This window comes from Paenibacillus sp. FSL L8-0494 (assembly GCF_038003695.1).
Taxonomy (GTDB): Bacteria; Bacillota; Bacilli; order Paenibacillales; family Paenibacillaceae; genus Paenibacillus_AQ; species Paenibacillus_AQ odorifer.
This window is the reverse complement of record NZ_JBBOPQ010000001.1, coordinates 70443-91298: the sequence shown is the minus strand read 5'-3', so window position 1 is coordinate 91298 and position 20856 is coordinate 70443. Positions and strand designations below refer to the sequence as shown.

The following is a 20856-nucleotide window of genomic DNA, read 5'->3' as shown; positions in this document are numbered from 1 at the left end:
TTTTCAAAGATCAAGTTCTCGTTGGCGCCGTTTAATGTCTCAGCAGCAACTCTTATACTATATCATGTTCGGCTATTTAATGTCAAGCTCTTTTTTCAATTTCTTTTTCGAGCTCGGCATGTGTATTTCTTGGCCGGACTTAGAATATATCATGTATGGAGAAGCATTGCAAGAGTTTTTTTGAAACTAATATTAAATCTCTACATTCTATAGGAGCAATGAAGTGAAAGCACCGCTTCTAATCAACAGTAGCCAAGAGAACTGTCCTTAGACAGCTCCCTTAAGCCCTGTGTTGTATAGATACTATTCAGTACGGTTACGCATATGTGGAAACAGCAATACATCGCGAATCGATGCAGAATTGGTAAGCAGCATGATCAAACGGTCTACACCGATTCCCAGTCCGCCAGTAGGTGGCATACCATATTCCAGGGCGCGGATGAAATCATCATCCATCTCATGAGCTTCGTCATTACCTTGCTCTTTCTCCTGGATCTGTGCCTCAAAGCGTTGACGCTGGTCAATCGGATCATTCAATTCACTAAATGCATTAGCGTGCTCACGACCCACAATAAACAGCTCAAAACGATCGGTAAAGCGTGGATCCTCATCGTTTTTCTTCGCAAGTGGTGAAATTTCAACAGGGTGTCCCATTACAAAGGTTGGCTGAATTAGCGTTTCCTCTACAAATTGCTCGAAGAAAGCGTTAAGGATATGACCGAACGTCATATGTTTCTCAACAGGCACACGATGTTCTTTTGCCAAAGCTTGTGCTTCGTCATCTGTCATGTGAACACTGAAATCAACACCGGTTACTTCTTTAACAGCATCAACCATAGTTACACGACGCCATCCTGGAGACAGATTTACCTCTTTGCCTTGGTAATCCAGCAGTTGTGTACCTAATACCTCTTGGGCAATATGTGCAATCATATTCTCCGTGAGATTCATGATGTCCTTGTAGTCAGCATATGCTTCGTACAACTCAATCATAGTAAACTCTGGATTATGACGAGTCGACATTCCCTCGTTACGGTATACACGGCCGATTTCGTACACTTTTTCCAAACCGCCAACAATAAGGCGTTTCAAGTGAAGCTCGATAGCAATCCGCATATACAGCTGCATTTCAAGTGTGTTGTGGTAAGTAATAAACGGACGCGCAGCTGCTCCGCCGGCGATCGTATGAAGTGTAGGTGTTTCAACTTCAAGATAACCAAGTGAATCCAAATAGCGACGCATCGATTGAATAATTCTTGAACGGGCAATAAAGGTCTGTTGAACTTCCGGATTAATAATCAAATCAACATAGCGCTGGCGATAACGCAGTTCTACATCTTTAAGACCATGATATTTCTCAGGAAGTGGCAGCAGGGATTTGGACAAGACTTCGAGATTATGCACTTTGATGGAGGTCTCGCCTGTTTTGGTTTTGAATACTGTTCCACGAACGCCAATAATATCTCCCAGATCGAGAACATTAAACGCCGCGTATTGAGTTTCAGGAATGCTGTCTTGACGAACATAAAGCTGAATTCTTCCACTAAGGTCCTGGATATGTGCAAAGCTGGCTTTACCCATAACGCGTTTTGCCATAATACGTCCAGCAATGCTTACTTCAACAGAAAGCTCGTCCAATTCCTCTTTGGAAAGTCCATCATACTTAGCTACGATGTCGCCAGCGTTAGCTGTGCGTTCGTATTTTTTGCCGAAAGGATCAATACCAAGTCCTCTTAGCTCGTCCAGTTTGGCACGGCGGATCTGCAAAAGCTCACTAAGTTCGTTCTCTGCATTGTCCACATTGTTCATTTCCTCGGTCATGCGATTCATCCCCTTATAACTCAGTAATATCATATACACAAGAAGAAACGGCTCCGTCTCCATAGTTAGAGGACAGTCCCGTTCCAGCTCAAAATATAAGCAGTTTGTTTTACCTATCGTTTCTGGATGATTTGAAAAAAGCTTCCCTAAGGAAGCTTTCCCAAACATGTTCCCTTATCTACCTATGTACAGTGAAATGACTAATACATACGGCAGCACATCTATTGACAGACATTAAGGTCTGTATATTACTTCATTCTGATATCGAGAATTTTATATTGAATAACTCCTGCAGGTGTAGAAACATCAACAACCGTACCTATTTTTTTCCCGATAATAGCTTTGCCTACCGGACTTTCATTGGAAATCTTGTTATTCAGTGGATCAGACTCTGCTGTACCTACGATCGTATACTCCATAGTGTCCCCATATTCCAAATCCTCGACACTTACAGTAACACCAATACTTACTACGTCAGTAACGATCTCGTCGCTATTGATGATACGCGCGTTGCGAAGCATCTTCTCCAAAGTTAGAACGCGTCCTTCGATAAAAGCTTGCTCATTCTTCGCGTCTTCATACTCCGAGTTCTCACTGATATCTCCGTAGCCAATCGCTACCTTAATCCGTTCAGCAACCTCACGGCGTTTTACGGATTTGAGGGTCTCCAGCTCATCTTCCAGACGTTTTAGCCCGTCCGGCGTAAGGATGACTTCTTTATCGCTCATCTCAACCGATTCTCCTGTCGTATACAATTATTGAAAACACCATACTATATGCTAATCTAGAAGGATAAGAACCCTCCCTGCTGCATTGCTCTTACTGTAACGGCGATTTTATACTGTGAAATTATATTGGAACCGCTACAAAATGTCAATGACACCACATATAAAGTCAGATGTGTTCAAATATCAGCAGAAAAAAGGTGATTATACAGCAGAAGAAGACATTTCAATGCCCTTGCTCTCTTCTTCATGCTTTAATTGAACGACAAAATCATTCAATATCCTCACCATTCCATCGCGTTTTGTTTCTGTCATGAGAACATCCTTCACTCTAGCGGCAGCCTTCAAGCCTTTTAAGTACCAGGCCATATGCTTACGCATCTCACGGACAGCGACAGCTTCTCCCTTAAGAGCTACCAGTCGATCCATATGAAGAATAGCAACCTTAATCTTCTCATCCAAGCCAGGTTCAGGCATAAGCTCGCCGGTGCTCAAATATTGAATCGTACGATACAACATCCAAGGATTGCCGAGTGCTCCACGCCCGATCATTACGCCATCGCAGCCAGTCTGATCCAACATAGCCCGAGCATCTTCAGGTGTATTAACATCCCCGTTGCCAATAACAGGAATAGAAACTGCTTCTTTTGCCATCTTGATATAGTTCCAGTCCGCATGGCCTGTGTAAAGCTGCTCCCGGGTACGACCGTGTACGCTGACAGCCTTACCCCCGGCACGTTCAACCGCACGCGCATTATCTTCGACAAAAATATGCTCGCTATCCCAGCCAATCCGCATTTTCACGGTTACGGGTTTATCGACAACATCGACAACCGCAGAGACCATTTCATAGATTTTGTCGGGATTCAAAAGCCAGCGGGCTCCCGCATCACATTTAGTTACTTTAGGCACTGGGCATCCCATATTGATATCGATAATATCAGCATTGGTTTCTTTATCAACCACTTTTGCTGCTTGCACCAGTGATTCTCTATCCCCGCCAAAAATCTGCAAACTAAGCGGTTTCTCCCGTTCATCTACAAACAACATTTCGCGAGTACGTGTATTTCCGTGAATAATGGCCTTATCGCTTACCATTTCCGCACAGACCAGACCTGTACCAAATTCCTTAGCGATCAGACGAAAAGCCGGATTGCACACGCCAGCCATAGGTGCCAGAACAACCTGATTTTTCATCTCGATATCGCCAATCTTCAGCATTCGTATCACTTCCTGCCTTTTAATTCTTGGAAATTATGAGTTGGGATCCACAAGCTCTTCTGTTGTAACCCCTAGGACATTCGCAATTTTATCTAAAATTTGATCTTCTAATCGTCTGTTACCCCTCTCGACTGCACCAAGCACAGCCAAGGAAATTCCGGCAAGATCCGCAAGATCCTGTTGAGTATACCCTTTTAGCTTACGGAATGCCCTGACCCTCCGTCCCAAACGCTTGTTGTCCACAACCGAATTCCTTCCTTCCCGTCTATGTCTTGAAGCGCTGCTGTAATCAGCTTGCGAAGTCCGGAAGATTGTTCATTCTGTGGAACGATGTCACTGAGCGGAAACAATACAAAAGCACGCTCTAACATGCGTGGATGCGGTAACGTTAAATGTGGTGTATCGAGCACCTGACCCTCAACCCACAACAAATCCAAATCTACCGTTCTCGGTCCATAGCGGATATCCCGGATACGACCCAACTGCGTTTCAATCCCCAACATCACTTCCAGCAAGGACTCGGGCGCAAGTGTCGTTCGCAAAGCTGCTGCCATATTGAGAAACTGCGGCTGATCTAAATAACCTACTGGCTCTGTCTCGTAAACTTTGGAGCAGCGGACCACCGATATTTCATCATGAGCGTCCAGTCTGTTCAAAGCCTCTGACAGTGTGCCCTCGCGGTCACCTAAATTAGCCCCTAAAGCAATATAAGCCTCTGATTCTTCAGAGGTGGAATGTATATTCATGGACCTTGTTCTCACTTTCTAGTTCTGCGCAGCTCTACAGTCACTCCCTGAAAATGAATGTCGAAAGGCGGATGGGGTTTAGTTACCTTAACCGTTACTGCATTGATAACAGTATAAGTGTCCAGTACGGAGGATGCAATATATTCTGCCAAAGCTTCGATCAACTTAAAAGACTTTATTTCGACAATGTTTTTGACTAATTCATGAACTTCAGCATAATTCACGGTTTGACTCAAATCATCATTCAAGCCCGCACCCTGCAAATCAAGCTCCAGCTCTAAATCAATGTAAAAACGTTGTCCCAGCTTACGTTCTTCCTCAAATACACCGTGGTATCCGTAATATTCCATGCGATGCATTGTCATTTTATCCATGATTAATCCGCCCTTTTTCGTAAAATATAGCTATTCACGCACCACTGGAGGTGCAGCATACAACATCGCATCACACATCTTAACCGTTCGTTTAATCAGAGATACATCATGTACACGTACGATCTGGCAACCCTGAGCTATCCCAAAAGCTACTGTAGCTGCGGTGCCTTCCACAACATCATCAGACGGCAAATCAAGTACCGTGCGGATGAATTTTTTGCGGGAAGTCGCCAGTAACAACGGATAACCTAACTCAGTCAACCCGTCTAAAAGCGTCATTGCCTGCAGGTTTTCATTATAATCCTTAGCAAAGCCGATACCTGGATCCAATATGATATTGGCCGGCTTAACGCCTGCGGCTACCGCAAGATCAATACTTTCCTTAAGGTCAGCCGACATATCCGCACTCAGATTCGTATAATTACGGTCCTGCCGGTTATGCATCAAAATAATAGGACAGTCAGCAGCAGCGGCCACTGCCGCCATTTCCGGATCGGCCTTACAACCCCATATGTCATTAATGATATGGGCACCCGCAGCTATAGCTTGGCGGGCTACTTCAGCTTTATAGGTATCGATAGATAACGGAAGGTGAGGTGCCGCCTTATGAATACTCTCGATCACAGGCAATACACGGGCTAACTCCTCTTCAAGTCCCACCGGTTGATGACCAGGACGAGTAGATTCACCGCCGATATCAATAATATCAGCACCCTCTGCAGCCATACGCAGCGCATGCTCAACTGCTTTGTCCGGATGATCCCAAAGTCCTCCATCCGAAAAAGAATCCGGGGTCACATTAAGGATGCCCATAATCAATGTTCGATTTCCTAACTCCAAGTCTGTATTTCCACAACGGTATGTCCGCTTAAAGAGGACTGGTCTCATTTCGAAATCGCCGTCCTATCTCTATATAATGAAATCAAGCCAGCAGTAATTGTTCCACACTGGCCAGTACCTATAGTAAATCTTGCATCTCCGTGCCACACCCCAGTAACAGGAACGATTTCTTGTACGGAATTGGTAAGAAACACTTCATCAGCAGCTTTTAACTGCTCCCAGTGATATGTTCCTTCTTCAACACTAAGGCCTGCACTAAGAGCCAGCTCCATTACCATTTCCCGGGTAATTCCCGGAAGTATCCCTGTTGTAAGATCTGGGGTATAGAGCCTGTTGTTTTTTACAAAAAAGATGTTGCTGACAATGCCCTCGGCAATAAATTCTTCTGCCGTCAGCATTAGTCCTTCAGCACCATTTGCCGCAGAAGTATACCCTCTAAGCTCTCGCTTAGCCAGAATGTTATTCATATAATGCAGCGACTTGAATCGCACTGTTCCCTCAGGAGTATTACGCCGCAAGGACAACAGCTGCAGCTCTTTGCCTTCACTATAGAGTTTATCTGGTACTTTCGGCAGCGCTTTGATGTACAACAAATGATTAGGCTTTTGATAATCACCAGCAGGTAATCCGAGAATATCCTCACCGGCTGTTACGGTATAGCGTATATAAGCTTCTTTTAATTCATTTTTGTCCATAACGCGCTTAATCCAGTCAAGTAGATGTGCCGCTTCTGCTTCAAATGGAATGCCCAGTGCCTTGCAACCCTCTGCCATACGCTTCAAATGACGCTCCAGCAAAAAGGGAACTCCCCCATAGGTCCTAAAGGTTTCGAACAAGCCAATGCCGTACAAAAAGCCGTGATCCAAGGCAGAAACCACGGTTTCTCGGGCGTCAATGACACCATTGTTAAATCCTATATATTTCATGCCGTTTCTCCGGCTCTCCGTTTCAAGAAATTACGCAGCATCGTATGACCATGATCCGTAATAATAGATTCCGGGTGGAACTGCACACCTTCAATAGGGTATTCTTTATGGCGCAATGCCATAATCTCCCCTTCTTCAGTCTCAGCCGTAATCTCCAAGCAATCTGGGAGACTCTCCCGCTCTACAATCAGTGAATGATATCGGGTAGCTGTAAATGGAGACTCCAGACCTTCAAAAACTGAGGTCCCGTTATGGTAAATAGGCGATGTCTTCCCATGCATCAAACGCTCAGCACGGATGACATTGCCACCAAATGCTTGTCCAATCGCTTGATGTCCAAGGCATACGCCGAAGATCGGAATGATCCCCTTGAAATGATGCAACAATTCCAGACTAATTCCCGCTTCATTTGGCGTACATGGGCCTGGTGAAATTAGAATATGGTCAGGTGCCAGCTTTTCAATCTCTTCGATGGTAATTTCATCATTGCGGTGCACTTTAACCTCTTCCCCAAGCTCACCTAAATACTGTACGAGGTTATACGTAAAGGAATCATAATTATCGATGACCAAGATCACAGTGCTACTCCCCCTTCGGCTCCGCTGGTAGCTGGCAATTCCTGCTGCAGTTCACTACAGAGTACTGCCTTCACTACCGCTTTGGCTTTATTATGGCATTCACGGTATTCACGGTAGGGATCGGAATCGATCACTATGCCGGCACCTGTCTGAATATATCCGACCCCGTCTTTTACAGCCAGCGTTCTTATAATAATATTTAATTCCATATTGCCGTTATAGTCAATAAAACCCATCGATCCTGTATAGGGTCCACGTCGAACCGGCTCCAATTCTTCAATAATCTCCATTGTCCTTACCTTGGGAGCCCCTGTAATAGTCCCCCCGGGGAATAAAGCTGCGATAACCGCATACGCGTCTTTATCCGGCGCAATCTGGCCCTCTACCTGCGAAACGAGATGCATCACATGAGAGTAGCGCTCCACCGTCATCAGCTCCGGCACGCTGACGGAACCGTATGCAGCGACACGCCCGATGTCGTTGCGTTCCAGATCGACAAGCATGATATGCTCGGCGATCTCTTTTTCGCTCCCGCGAAGCTCCGCCTCCATGGCGGCATCCTCCGCGGGAGTGAGTCCCCGGCGCCGGGTGCCGGCGATTGGCCGGGCGCTCACTTTGTCCCCGTGCAGCTTGACGAGCAGCTCCGGTGAAGCGCTGGACAGCGCGAAGCCGGGCGACCGCAAGAGCCCCATGTACGGGGACGGGTTGAGCTTGCGCAGCCACTCGTAAACATCCTCCGGCGGGGACTTCAGCTGCGCCTCCTGGCGCAGCGAGAGGTTCACTTGGAAGACATCGCCTTGGCGGATGTATTCCTGAACGTCCAGCACTGCCTGCTGAAACTTCTCAGGCGAGAAAGCCGAAGCCATGCCCGGCCACTCTCCTGATGAAACTGTAAGGGCCTCAATGCTGCCCACAGCCTCATCATCCAACCCTGCGGCTGAAGATATCAGCTGCCACTGCTCTACCATTTGTCCAGCCTGTTCTATACTGCCAAGATAAAGATTTTGCAGCTCTTCCATCCCACAGTCTGCTGGAACTGGAACGTGAACAGCACAATAAAGCACATGCTCTTCGTGATCATAGATCCATATCTCGTCAAACCTCATAAAAAGAAAATCAGGAAAACCAGGATCATCTTGGGCAAGAGACGGCAATCGTTCCAAAGAACGAACCACATCATAACCAAGGAAACCAATACATCCACCAGAAAAAGGAGGAACATCTTCATCCTTTAACTTAGGCGACGTAAAATCCGACATCCATTGCTGCAGTAGCTCCAGCGGTTGTCCATGCAGTGTTGTTGCCTCAGGTATCCTCTCCTCGTCCACTGATGCTGATTCCAAAGATTCAGTAGGGAAGCTAAATACTTCCGCATTATCCTCCTTGCCCTTCAATATCGAAACAGGGTTCAAGCCCAAGTACGTATAACGGCCACCCTTACCACTTTCTAAAACTACAGAATACTGGGAAGCTAACTCCCAGGCTTTCTCCCAGGACGCAGGTAATTCGTTGGTGCACCGGGGAGATTTTATAATCAAGGGAAACATGCTCCAGTCTTCAGCAGCCCATTGTTCCCACTCGTTCCAGGTTGTTATGATTTCCAAAGCCATCCTCCTAAAAGTTTTGTCTAGCATCATCTTACAGTTTAATCTTCGAGACAAAACTCGCTTCGTAAGCATTTGCTTAGTTTTGTCCAATCATCAGTAGTATATTGCCTGTCAGTATACTGTACTTAAGGCATTATTGAAAAGCCCTCAGCGATAGGAAATTATTATGATTTTTTCGTTTTCTGCAAAAACCAGAGCTTTTTTCAACAATAATAAAATTACCACGTCTAGCCTGCCATATATGCACAGTACCTAATGCCTTTTAAATCAACGAAAAGAGTCTCCATCACCACCAAAAAAGTGGTATGAAGACTCTTATAGATTTACGTTATTGCAAACAATTACGCTTCGAAATTGTAAAGTGGTGTGCTCAGGTAACGTTCGCCGTTACTTGGGATAATGACTACTACTTTTTTGCCAGGGCCTAAATCTTTGGCTACTTTAAGTGCGGCAAATACAGCAGCACCTGAAGAAATACCAGACAAGACGCCTTCTTCTTTAGCTACACGACGTGCAGTTTCGAAAGCTTCATCATTCTCAACGTGGATGATTTCATCATAGATATCTTGGTTCAGAATCTCAGGGATAAAGTTAGCTCCGATACCTTGGATTTTGTGAGGGCCTGGTTTGCCTCCAGCCAAGATTGGGGAAGCAGCAGGCTCCACAGCATAAATCTTAATATCAGGATATTGGCTTTTCAGCACTTCACCCGCACCAGTGATCGTTCCGCCTGTTCCGATACCTGCAATAAAAGCATCCAAAGGACCGCCGATGGATTCAATAGCGTCAATGATTTCAGGTCCAGTAGTCTCACGGTGAATCTTCACGTTCGCTTTATTCTTGAATTGCTCGGATGGGAAATAGCTTGGGTTCTCTTTCAGAATTTCGTCTGCTTTCTTAACCGCACCATTCATACCTTCCGATCCTGGAGTCAGCACCAATTCCGCTCCATATGCGCGAAGGAGATTACGGCGCTCCAAGCTCATTGTTTCCGGCATTACGATAACTGCCTTATAACCTTTAGCAGCAGCTACAAGTGCCAGGCCGATACCAGTGTTACCACTAGTAGCTTCTACAATCGTACCTCCTGGTTTCAGTAGACCTTCACGCTCAGCTTCTTCCACGATGCTGATTGCAATCCGGTCTTTTACGCTTGATCCCGGGTTCTGATATTCCAATTTCAAATAAATATCTGCGGAGCCTTCCTGTGCCAGACGATTCAAACGAACGAGCGGAGTACCTCCGATCAATTCTGTTACGTTGTTAACGACTTTAGCCATGAGCAAAAACCTCCTTAGAATGATAAATGCGATATAAGAACGTAAATTGTGACTTTATGCTTCTGTGTGTGGAGTTTAAATTGTTGACCACCGTCAGTTATTTCCGACTAAAACGGTAGGGTTTACGTTAATATCATATTATCAATCTTGCAGGCTGTTGTCAATATTTATTGACACCTCATATTTATTGCGTAAATTGCTTTCCACCTGCTGCAAGGGAGGGGCTTGCTCCAAAGCCAGCTCTTGACGTACAAGCGCCCGAATTTCTTTCTGATCTGGCATTTCTGGAGAGTGAATACTCTCCAAGCGAATAATGGCGAAGTCTTCCCCTGTCTCGATCGGACCGGCTATATCACCCACATCCAATCCAGCCGCAGTCTTTAACATTCCCTCTGGCCAAAAAGGGTCGTCTTCCTCTACTTTGCCTAAACTGCCTCCATGCTGCCGACTCTCTTCATCAATAGACACTTCCCTAGCCAAATCAGCGAAATCCTCACCCTGTTCCAAGCGATCCATTACCTGCTGACCTTCCTCATAGGATGAAACCTTGATCATAGAAAGCTGCATTTCCTTTTTTGGAACGAAGCGCTCGGCATTTTGCTCTAAATAAGCATCTATATCGGCATCACTGATTGTAATGCCCACCGTGGCTATCGCTTGTAAGGACAGACGATAAGCTGTCTCTGCGAACACTTCCTGACGAGATAATCCCAGCTGAGATTGCATTTGAGCATAATATTGCGCTTCTGATTCGTATCCAACTATAGTGCGTGCCAGTTCCTGCTTAACCTCATCGTCTGTCACGGTAATTCCTAAAGCCTTAGCTTCCATGTCCACGACAATATGGTTAAGCATACTGATTAACACTTCTTCTCCATGCTTTTTTTTGAGCTCATCCATCCACTGCTGATCCGTTATCGGTTGTCCGCCTGCAGTCGCTACATCCGGTGATTCATTGTCTGTTGTATCTCCTTTAAGTAGGGCCATGGCGCGCAAACTCCAGAATAATAGACCCCCGAGCATTAAAGTTGCAACAGCTAGAATAATAACCGTATTGCGAAGTGCACGTTCCTGTCTCGTCATCATCCCAATGCCCTACGAATTCGCTTGTTCTAAAATGACCTGTAAATCGTCCTTATTGAAAACATAAGCCTCATTGCAAAAATGGCATACGACTTCAGCCTGTTCATCTTCTGCAATTAATCTCTCCAGTTCATCCCGCCCTAAGCTAACCAATGTCTGCTCTACCCGCTCACGCGAACACTGACAAGCAAAGTTAATATCCAGTTCATCCATAACCACTGCATCCGGCAAAAGGTAGCGCAGCATTTCTTCTGGCTCCAGCCCCTGATCGAGAAGTGCTGTTACAGAAGGCATCGCCCCTACAGCTTTTTCAATCTCAGTAATCTCCGCATCTGTCAGACCAGGAAGAAGTTGAACAATAAACCCTCCAGCCACAATTACCGACTCATCGGTATCTACCAATACACCTAGGCCAACCGCAGCTGGAGTTTGCTCAGAAACCGCAAAATAATAAGTAAAATCATCGCCAAGCTCCCCGGAGATAATAGGAATACTACCTCGGTACGGCTCTTTCATGCCTAAATCTTTTATAACATCAATGAACCCTTCAGTTCCCACCGCTCCAGCTACATCCAGTTTCCCCATACTATTGCTCGGTAAATGAATGTGTGGATTATGCACATAACCACGCACTTCTCCCAATGCATTGGATTCTGCAACGATTTGTCCGATCGGTCCATTCCCTTTAACCATAATACTCAGCTTCTCACTACCCTTGAGCATAGCGCCCATCATGGCTGCAGCGGTAACTGTACGTCCCATTGCGGCTGTAGCCGTTGGATACGTATCGTGTCTGCGTCTCAGTTCTTCAACCAATTCAGTTGTGCGGACAGCAAACGCTCTCACTTTACCATTAAGAGCCGTGCCGCGGATTAGTCGATCCTTCTTTTTTTCCATTGGGTGCATAGCCCTCCTATCTCTTCGCCTTTTTAGGCTTCTTTATCTTTATTGGTTACGATCGTAAATAATTCTTAATCCTTCTAGCGTTAACATAGGATTTACTTCATCAATACAGTCCGTTTCACCCGCAATTAGCGAGGCGAGGCCTCCGGTCGAAATAACCTTCAGTTCGGGAGCGTTCATCTCGACTTTAATTCGTTTAACGATGCCCTCAACCTGACCCGCATAGCCAAAAATAATTCCGGCCTGCATCGCATGCACCGTATTACGTCCGATGACCTTTTTAGGCTTCTCCAATTCAATTCGCGGCAGCTTAGATGCCCGCTGGTATAATGCCTCTGTTGAAATGCCTAGACCAGGAACTATCGCGCCACCAAGATAATTAGCACCTGCATCAATGCAATCAAAAGTCGTAGCCGTACCAAAATCAACAACCACAAGTGGACATTTGTATTGTTCAATCGCAGCAACTGCATTAACAATCCGGTCTGCGCCAATTTCACGCGGATTCTCATAACGTAAGTTAAGCCCCGTCTTAATCCCTGGTCCAACAATCAATGGGTCTTTCCCTATATATTTAATACACATATCCTCAATAGTCTTAACCAGTGGTGGAACAACCGAAGATATAATTACACCTTCAACGTCTTTGACAGATATACCTGACATGTGAAAAAGATTGTGTATCATTACTCCATATTCATCCACGGTCGATTGGCGCGCAGTGCTTAGCCGAAAATGATGCAGCAATTCGCGTTTTCTATATACACCGAGAACAATATTGGTATTACCGATATCGACAGCAAGCATCATGACAAAGGCCCTTCCTTCTTAGCATTAAGGTCTAGACTAATATCCAGACTGGAGAAGGAGTACGTAAGGCGCCCGACAGAAATCACATCCACACCCGTTTCAGCAATCCCGCGTACGGTTTCTAACGATACATTTCCAGAAGCCTCTGTCTTAACATGCGGAGCTTGGGATTTAATCCTAGCCACGGCTTGCTTCATCATATCGTTAGACATGTTATCGAGCATTATAATGTCGGCACCTGCTGCCAGCGCCTCTTCGACTTGCTCTAAATTTTCGGTCTCCACTTCGATGCTCATCGTATGCGGGATGTTCTTCCGAGCACGACCTACAGCCTGCCGAATACCACCCGCGCCTTTGATATGATTATCCTTGATCATAACTGCATCATATAAGCCAAAACGGTGATTAAAGCCTCCACCAATACGAACAGCATATTTCTCCAGCATCCGGTGACCTGGTGTTGTCTTACGTGTATCCACTAAGCGAGTCGGTAATCCCTCCAGCACCTGCACGAAAGAAGCTGTACGTGATGCCACACCCGAAAGACGCTGCATCAAGTTAAGCGCAAGCCGCTCACCTGTTAGAATCGCATGTGTGCTGCCCTCAACCTCAATAATTACAGTCCCTTTGGTTACAGCTTGACCTTCCTCGACAAGGGCTGTAAAACTAAGCGCCGGATCCACAATTTCAAAGACCAGCTCTGCAATTGGGATGCCACAAATTATCCCGTCTTCCTTGGCATGAATAATCCCTTTGGACTCATGGCCCACTGAAATCGTCATCTGCGTGGTTACATCTCCGGAACCAACATCTTCCCGCAACCAAGCCTTGATGGATTGTACTAGCTCTTCATTGTAACCATTAAACATCATCGCTTAATTCCTCCACTATTCCCAGTTCGCGAATTTGAAGCAGGTGCTTACGCCACTGATCATCATCCCGCTGCGGATAATCCTCACGGTAATGCGCCCCACGGCTCTCTTCCCGTGCCAGAGCAGACTCTGTCACAAGCAAACAGCAGGTCAGCATATTAGCAAATTCATATTCCTCACGTTTGGACAAAGCTGATCCAAAGATTGGCAGCTGTCGTTTTAATTCATCTAATCCTTTAAGTAACATCTCTTCGTTACGACGTAGTCCGGCATATCGAACCATTACCTTCTGTAGCTTCAAACGACGTTCCACAATAGCTTGAGTTGGCGAATCTACACGGCCCTCGTTACTGATAACCGATAAAACATCACGGTCCAGCGGGGAAAGCTCATGAATCCGATCAATAATACGCTGTCCAAATACAATGGCCTCAGATAAAGAATTACTAGCTAAACGGTTAGCGCCATGCAGGCCTGTGGAGGAAACCTCTCCGCAAGCAAACAGACGCGGGACGGTACTCTCTCCATTCAGATCGGTCTTAATCCCCCCCATCATATAATGCGCAGCAGGAGCCACTGGAATCCAATCACTTGTAATATCCAGTCCATAGCCCATACATGTCTCATATATTGTGGGAAACCGATGCTTCACCATCTCTGGAGATTCATGTGTAATATCCAAATAAACGAACGTTGATTTAGTAAGTTCCATTTCACTTACAATAGCTCGCGCTACAATATCCCGCGGGGCTAGTTCAAGCAGGTTATGATAACGCTCCATGAACCGCTCTCCATTAATATTGCGCAAGACTGCTCCTTCCCCACGCACAGCTTCGGAGATTAAAAATCTAGGAGCTCCTGGGTAACTAAGTGCTGTAGGATGAAATTGAATAAATTCCATATCTCGTATATGAGCACCAGCGCGATAGGCGATCGCTACACCATCTCCTGTAGCTACCTCAGGGTTGGTAGTGTATCGATATAATTGTCCTGCTCCACCAGAGCACAAAATGGTCGCATCCCCTTGCAGGAACAACCGTCCACCACCGGGCCGCTGCAATAATGCGCCTACACATTCTCCACCTTCAGTGATGAGATCGATAACATAATGATCATCCCAGACCTCGATATTCTCATGTTCCGCTACCTGTTCCGCCAATGCACGAACAATCTCATAACCGGTAGCATCCCCATTAGCATGCAAAATACGGCGGTGGCTGTGCGCTCCTTCCTGAGTCAAAGCCAGTACCCCATCTTCCTTATCAAACAGGGTTCCTAAGCGAATTAACTCATGAACGCCTTCCGGCCCTTCATTAACAAGTGCATCGACAGCTGTTGAGGAGCAAAGACCTGCACCGGCCATTAAGGTATCCTGCCGGTGGTATGCAGGGGAATCATCCTCAGCTATAACAGCTGCGATCCCCCCCTGTGCATAGCGAGTATTACTTTCCATTACTGATTTCTTTGTGATCATTATGACACGCCGATCTTCACTGGCTTTAATAGCCGTGAATAATCCGGCAATCCCTGAACCAATAACAATACAATCTGTCTTTACCGTAGGAATATCCCGAAGATCAAAATCAACCAAATATTGTGGAATCATGACCGCTTTTCACCTGTTTCAACGAAAGAGTAGCGCATGCTACCGGACTTGTAGCATGCGCTCTAGGGATGTTCTGGCTTTGTCGGCGACAGCAGGCGGTACATAGATTTGTGGCTTCATCGTCTCCAGGCATTTCACCAGTTTTTTTAGATTATTAACTTTCATATTGGGACAAACAAGAAATTTGGTAGCAAAATGGAATTCTTTATCTGGACTATCCTTACGAAGCTGATATCCGGTACCATCTTCCGTTCCAACGATAAATTGCTTACGATCCGATTTCCGGCAATACTCCAGAATTGATGTAGTGCTGCCTACATAGTCACCCATGGCCACTACTTCAGGACGACACTCTGGATGAACTACAAATTCCGCATCTGGATATTTTGCTCTCATTTCTACTACATCTTTGACGGTCAACATGTCGTGAGTGTTGCAATAGCCTTCCCAAATAATCAGCTTCTTGCCCGTCTGATCTTGTACATATTGACCAAGATTCTTATCTGGGACCCAAATAATCTCTTCAGCATCAAGGGATTCGATTACTTTCACAGCATTAGCTGAGGTACAACAAATATCGGTTTCTGCTTTAATCTCGGCAGACGAGTTGATATAAGTGACTACTTTAGCATTTGGATGTTGAGCTTTAAGCTTACGCAAACCGTCTACATTGACCATATCTGCCATTGGACAGCCTGCACGTTCATCAGGAATAAGAACGGTTTTGTTCGGGGCTAGAATTTTTGCACTTTCCCCCATGAAATGAACACCGCAGAATACAATAACTTCCGCATCTGTCTCTGCAGCCTTCTGAGCGAGTAAAAAAGAGTCGCCCCGGAAATCGGCAACCTCCTGAATTTCATCACGCTGATAATAATGAGCTAAAATGATTGCGTTTCGTTCCTTTTTAAGCTGTTCAAGACGTATACGAAGTTCTCGATTCTGTTCCTGCTTGCGCTCAAGCGCCAGAGCTTCCACCGATTGTTCTCCCCCTTAAATCCTCGCGGCTTTTCGCCGACATGATGTTATCAAATGGCATGCGCCATCATGGTGAAAAAATGAACATGCTGATATAAATAGTAAGTAATATTAATCACTAATGTACACAACGTTCCAGCCCCTGTCAATGTAACTGGACAGGCTTTAAGGCATAGAATCCCTTAAAAATTAAAATAAAAAATCCGGAGAACAGTTACGTTCTCCGGATAAATTTACATCATATGAATGGTGGACCCAATTAGGTAAGGCTAGTGCCCCCACCTTTGTTGTCATCACCGGAACCGTCATTACCCTCAGAATCAGGGTTATTCGGGATATCCTTTGATAAGTCAGGAAGTGTGGACTGTTCATCCTCAGGCTTGCCTTGAATGCGAACTCGCACATCACCGATATTGTCGATGACAGGCTCGCCAACTTCATGGGCAACACCTTCGCCACCCTCTGGTTTACCATCCTCGGAAAGGAATCCTTGTTCAATCAGTTGTGTGATCTGATCAAGCTCAAGTGTTTCTTTCTCAAGTAATGTATTGGCAATCAAGTGCATTTCTTTGGAGTGTTTGATCAACAGATCTTTACAACGTTCGTAACTCGAAGTAATAAAGTTCTGCATTTCCTGATCAATCTCATAAGCAATGGAGTCACTGTAATTCTGTTCATGCCCAATATCACGACCTAAGAATACTTGACCTTGAGAAGATCCGAACTGCATAGGTCCAAGCTTATCGCTCATACCGTACTCCATAATCATGGCACGCACGATGCGCGTAGCCTGTTGGAAGTCACTGTATGCACCCGTACCGATCTCACCAATAAACAATTCTTCGGCAACACGTCCACCAAGTAATCCAGTAACCTTATCTAAAAGCTCCTGCTTGGTAACGATCATCCGATCTTCCTTCGGAAGCATAATAACGTATCCGCCTGCACGTCCGCGTGGGATAATAGTAACTTTATGCACCATATCGGCGTGCTCAAGGAAGTAACCAGCAATAGTATGGCCTGCTTCATGATAAGCTACAATACGTTTCTCGCGGTCACTGATCACACGGCTGCGTTTCTCAGTACCTACGATAACACGGTCAATAGCTTCATCCACTTCAATCATGGAAATATCTTTACGGTTACGGCGTGCAGCTAGCAAAGCTGCCTCATTCAGCAGATTCTCCAAATCAGCACCTGTGAATCCGGTTGTGCGTTTAGCAACAACATCCAGTCTTACATCTTTCGTAAGCGGTTTGTTACGAGCGTGCACCTTAAGTACAGCTTCACGGCCTTTCACATCAGGACGGTCAACCGTAATTTGACGGTCAAAACGTCCTGGACGAAGCAATGCCGGATCAAGTATATCAGCGCGGTTAGTCGCCGCTACAATAATAATGCCTTCGTTACCACCGAATCCATCCATCTCAACCAGCAATTGGTTAAGCGTCTGCTCACGCTCGTCATGTCCGCCACCAAGACCGGCACCACGCTGACGACCCACAGCATCAATTTCATCAATGAAGATAATACATGGAGCATTCTTCTTAGCATTCTCGAACAAATCACGTACCCGAGAAGCACCGACACCCACGAACATTTCCACAAAGTCAGAACCGGAAATACTAAAGAAAGGAACGCCAGCTTCACCTGCTACCGCACGGGCAAGCAATGTTTTACCTGTTCCCGGAGGACCTACAAGCAATACGCCCTTAGGAATACGTGCGCCGACAGCTGCAAATTTGCGTGGATCTTTCAGGAACTCAACGACTTCGACAAGCTCTTGCTTCTCTTCGTCCGCCCCTGCAACATCCTCAAAGCTGATTTTCTTCTTCTCTTCATTATATAACCGAGCCTTGCTCTTGCCGAAATTCATGACTTTACCGCCGCCACCTTGCGCCTGATTAAACAGGAAGAAGAACAAGATGAACATAATTACCAGTGGGATAATTGAAGAAAGGAATGTCAGCCAAATGCTGGTACCTTCCATTTTCTTCTGAGTTAATTCAATCCCATTAACATCACTGGCTTGAATCAGTTCATTGATAGCGGCATCTGTAGGAGGAATATATGTGGAGAAGCTTTTCGATTTAGTATCGGCAGGCAGCTCTCTATACTCGCCTGTGACCAGAAAGGCATTACCCTCAAACTGAACCGTCAAATCCTTCACATTGTTGTTCTTGATCTCCTGCCGTAACTCGTCGTATCTAGGGAAATCGGCGGCTTCATTTCCATTGCTCACAAACTGGACAATACCCACCACGACTAAAAATAAAATCAAATAAAAACCAGAATTCCGGATGAACCGATTCATCCCCTACCTCCTCTCACAACACTCAAGTTATTGTACCATAGCCTCTTGGGACACCTCAAATAAAGGAAGTTGTGGGTATCCGATCCGTATGATCGAGGCAGTCCTTAGTTCAATTGGAATAAATCTCAGGTTTCAGTACTCCAACATATGGGAGGTTCCGATACCGCTCGGCATAATCCAATCCGTAGCCTACTACAAATTCGTCAGGTAACACGAAGCCTGTGTAGCTGGCTTCAAGATTAACAGTGCGGCCTGATGGTTTATCAAACAAGGTAACCACAGAGATAGTAGCAGCATTCCGGTTGCGGAGCAACTCAATTAAATAGCTGAGTGTAAGACCACTGTCAATAATATCTTCAACGATCAAGATATCGCGGCCTTCTACCGATACATCCAAATCCTTAATAATTTTGACTACTCCAGAGGACTTGGTGGATGCTCCATAGCTGGACACTGCCATGAAATCCATCTCAACAGGTACTGTAATGGCTTTAACCAAATCTGCCATAAATATAAACGCACCTTTTAGTACACAAATGACTAAAGGGGTACGACCTGCGTATTCTTCGCTCAGTGTTCGACCGAGCTCCTTAATTTTCTGCTGAAGTTCCTCTTCGGTGATCAATACTTCTTGAATATCGTTTTGCAACTTGCGAAACCTCCTAAGTTATACTATGAAAGACTTACTTCGACCATTACGTTTCTTCGCGGTCATCCAGCTCTGCCAGAGACAATAGAAGTACGGAGGTCGTGTGCCGCCCTACTGCGGCATGCATCGAGCGTCTTACGCCCGGAATCCAGACGATATTGCCCAAACCATCACAAACGAGGGGAATCAATGACCGTTCGGAAGCAGGTATTTTATCATCAATATAAATATCTTTTACCTTTTTGCTTCCGTTTAATCCCATGATCCTTATGGTATCTCCAGGCAATCGGGATCGTATCGTCAGTGGAAAGACCAGTTCATCACGGTCAAACCAAGCCGACATCTTCCCATAATCCTCCCCCTGTACAAAAAAGTTTTCTCTCTCCAGTACCGCCATCGACATCACCTTACCTATTTCCTCCAATTTAAGCTCAGAGTCCGGTAAAAACAGACGATATGTATAGCTTGCCTGTGGCGTCGTGGGCTTGGACGAGAACAAGATACTATCATATTGCCGCACACAAGTCAGGCCTCCACCCAAATCCAAGCTCCAGGTGGTGGGATAGCTCTGCAGCGTTCCCCGACGTACAGTTTCGATCTTGGGGAAATCAAGGGCAGATAAATCCGCCGACAGATAATTTAATATTAGTTTAATCAAACGCCGTTGTAAAGCGGAGGGTATGGCAGCAAATGAAGCTCTGTTAAAGGTGTATTTCCCATCCCCTTCCGAAACTAGCTCTTCAAAGCATTTTGCCGCAGACGTCTCCATATACTCATCTTCAGCTCCCGCAATTTCCGCAAGCTGTACGAGGGATTGCCTCACTCTGCCATTATACTTTTCCAGAAAAGGGAGAACTTCCAAACGAATGGCATTTCGCTTGTATTTCGTCAGCAGATTGGTGGCATCCTCAGCATAAGTGAAACCTTCATTTTGGCATAACCCTAAAAGTGCTGTTTTGTTAATACGTAGGAATGGGCGAATGAGTTCCACCTTTTTTTCTGTTCTTTTCCACTTGATACCCGACAGTCCAGATAAGCCACTTCCGCGTAATAGACGCATAATTACAGTTTCTGCCTGATCATCAGCATGATGAGCCAGAGCAACAGAACGCGCCCCATATCGGTGTGCCGTATCAATCAGAAATTCGTACCGCTTCTCACGTGCAGTACCCTCAGGACCAAGTCCACTCTCTTTAGCCAAGGAGGGAATATCGAATTCCGCAAACTCAAAGGGCAGTCCCAGTTCTTCAGCCATACCACGTACGAGCTCTGCCTCTTCCTTCGACTCCGGCCTAAATCCATGATTCACATGAGCACATATTAAGGTAAGCGGTATAAATTTTAAAGATATTTCATGTAAAACATGCAAAAGAGCCACAGAATCCGGGCCGCCGGAAACTGCGACTACAATGGTGTCATGGGGCGCCCACAGCTCATGCTCGGCTGCTGACTCCAATACAGACTCCACCAGTCCATTCATTTGCTCCACATGCGCCCCCCTCTCTCTCCAACTATATGTATGA

General features: G+C 45.7%; 20 protein-coding genes. All 20 read right to left on the bottom strand.

Going from position 1 to position 20856, the window contains the following annotated elements; translation table 11 throughout:
• Positions 1-303: 303 nt before the first annotated feature.
• Positions 304-1821, bottom strand: a complete 1518-nt coding sequence (gene lysS, locus NYE35_RS00425) for a lysine--tRNA ligase (RefSeq protein ID WP_038573979.1) — start codon at positions 1819-1821, stop codon at positions 304-306.
• Between the two features lie 248 nt (positions 1822-2069).
• Positions 2070-2549 (bottom strand): transcription elongation factor GreA, encoded by a 480-nt coding sequence (gene greA / locus NYE35_RS00420; protein WP_036678719.1) that lies wholly within the window; start codon positions 2547-2549, stop codon positions 2070-2072.
• 201 nt (positions 2550-2750) lie between these two features.
• Complete coding sequence (dusB, locus tag NYE35_RS00415) at positions 2751-3767, bottom strand: tRNA dihydrouridine synthase DusB (protein WP_036678722.1); 1017 nt, start codon at positions 3765-3767, stop codon at positions 2751-2753.
• Positions 3768-3800: 33 nt separating this feature from the next.
• A complete protein-coding gene (locus tag NYE35_RS00410; protein WP_076099929.1) occupies positions 3801-4010 on the bottom strand; it encodes a helix-turn-helix domain-containing protein in 210 nt (69 codons plus the stop codon).
• Positions 3962-4513: a 2-amino-4-hydroxy-6-hydroxymethyldihydropteridine diphosphokinase gene (gene folK / locus NYE35_RS00405; RefSeq protein WP_036678725.1), complete on the bottom strand. Its 552-nt coding sequence runs from the start codon at positions 4511-4513 to the stop codon at positions 3962-3964. The genes NYE35_RS00410 and folK overlap by 49 nt, the downstream gene beginning before the upstream one ends.
• Positions 4514-4524: 11 nt before the next feature.
• Entirely contained in the window at positions 4525-4887 is a 363-nt protein-coding gene (folB, locus tag NYE35_RS00400) for a dihydroneopterin aldolase (RefSeq protein ID WP_036678726.1), read from the bottom strand.
• A gap of 30 nt (positions 4888-4917) precedes the next feature.
• A complete protein-coding gene (gene folP / locus NYE35_RS00395) occupies positions 4918-5775 on the bottom strand; it encodes a dihydropteroate synthase (RefSeq protein ID WP_076099927.1) in 858 nt (285 codons plus the stop codon).
• Entirely contained in the window at positions 5772-6653 is an 882-nt protein-coding gene (locus NYE35_RS00390) for an aminotransferase class IV (RefSeq protein WP_076273190.1), read from the bottom strand. The genes folP and NYE35_RS00390 overlap by 4 nt, the downstream gene beginning before the upstream one ends.
• The gene (pabA, locus tag NYE35_RS00385; protein ID WP_036678733.1) at positions 6650-7231 is read right to left on the bottom strand and encodes an aminodeoxychorismate/anthranilate synthase component II; all 582 of its coding nucleotides are present in this window, start codon (positions 7229-7231) and stop codon (positions 6650-6652) included. Before pabA ends, NYE35_RS00390 begins: the two co-directional genes overlap by 4 nt.
• Positions 7228-8841 carry an anthranilate synthase component I family protein gene (locus NYE35_RS00380; protein ID WP_076105851.1) on the bottom strand — a complete coding sequence of 538 codons (1614 nt, stop codon included), beginning with the start codon at positions 8839-8841 and terminating at the stop codon, positions 7228-7230. Before NYE35_RS00380 ends, pabA begins: the two co-directional genes overlap by 4 nt.
• 338 nt (positions 8842-9179) lie before the next feature.
• Positions 9180-10118 (bottom strand): cysteine synthase A, encoded by a 939-nt coding sequence (gene cysK / locus NYE35_RS00375; protein WP_036678737.1) that lies wholly within the window; start codon positions 10116-10118, stop codon positions 9180-9182.
• A gap of 141 nt (positions 10119-10259) precedes the next feature.
• Positions 10260-11204 (bottom strand): peptidylprolyl isomerase, encoded by a 945-nt coding sequence (locus tag NYE35_RS00370; RefSeq protein WP_081383712.1) that lies wholly within the window; start codon positions 11202-11204, stop codon positions 10260-10262.
• Between the two features lie 9 nt (positions 11205-11213).
• A complete protein-coding gene (gene hslO / locus NYE35_RS00365) occupies positions 11214-12098 on the bottom strand; it encodes an Hsp33 family molecular chaperone HslO (RefSeq protein WP_036678742.1) in 885 nt (294 codons plus the stop codon).
• A 48-nt stretch (positions 12099-12146) separates the two neighbouring features.
• The gene (locus NYE35_RS00360; protein WP_036678745.1) at positions 12147-12914 is read right to left on the bottom strand and encodes a type III pantothenate kinase; all 768 of its coding nucleotides are present in this window, start codon (positions 12912-12914) and stop codon (positions 12147-12149) included.
• On the bottom strand, positions 12911-13786 hold the full coding sequence (gene nadC / locus NYE35_RS00355; RefSeq protein ID WP_341119877.1) for a carboxylating nicotinate-nucleotide diphosphorylase: 876 nt from the start codon (positions 13784-13786) through the stop codon (positions 12911-12913). The genes NYE35_RS00360 and nadC overlap by 4 nt, the downstream gene beginning before the upstream one ends.
• Positions 13776-15392 (bottom strand): L-aspartate oxidase, encoded by a 1617-nt coding sequence (nadB, locus tag NYE35_RS00350; protein ID WP_076105842.1) that lies wholly within the window; start codon positions 15390-15392, stop codon positions 13776-13778. The genes nadC and nadB overlap by 11 nt, the downstream gene beginning before the upstream one ends.
• A gap of 39 nt (positions 15393-15431) precedes the next feature.
• A complete protein-coding gene (gene nadA / locus NYE35_RS00345; RefSeq protein ID WP_036678753.1) occupies positions 15432-16370 on the bottom strand; it encodes a quinolinate synthase NadA in 939 nt (312 codons plus the stop codon).
• 259 nt (positions 16371-16629) lie between these two features.
• Entirely contained in the window at positions 16630-18684 is a 2055-nt protein-coding gene (gene ftsH / locus NYE35_RS00340) for an ATP-dependent zinc metalloprotease FtsH (protein ID WP_036678755.1), read from the bottom strand.
• Positions 18685-18793: 109 nt separating this feature from the next.
• Positions 18794-19333: a hypoxanthine phosphoribosyltransferase gene (gene hpt / locus NYE35_RS00335; protein ID WP_036678757.1), complete on the bottom strand. Its 540-nt coding sequence runs from the start codon at positions 19331-19333 to the stop codon at positions 18794-18796.
• Positions 19334-19379: 46 nt separating this feature from the next.
• Positions 19380-20813, bottom strand: a complete 1434-nt coding sequence (tilS, locus tag NYE35_RS00330; protein WP_341122414.1) for a tRNA lysidine(34) synthetase TilS — start codon at positions 20811-20813, stop codon at positions 19380-19382.
• Positions 20814-20856 lie beyond the last annotated feature (43 nt).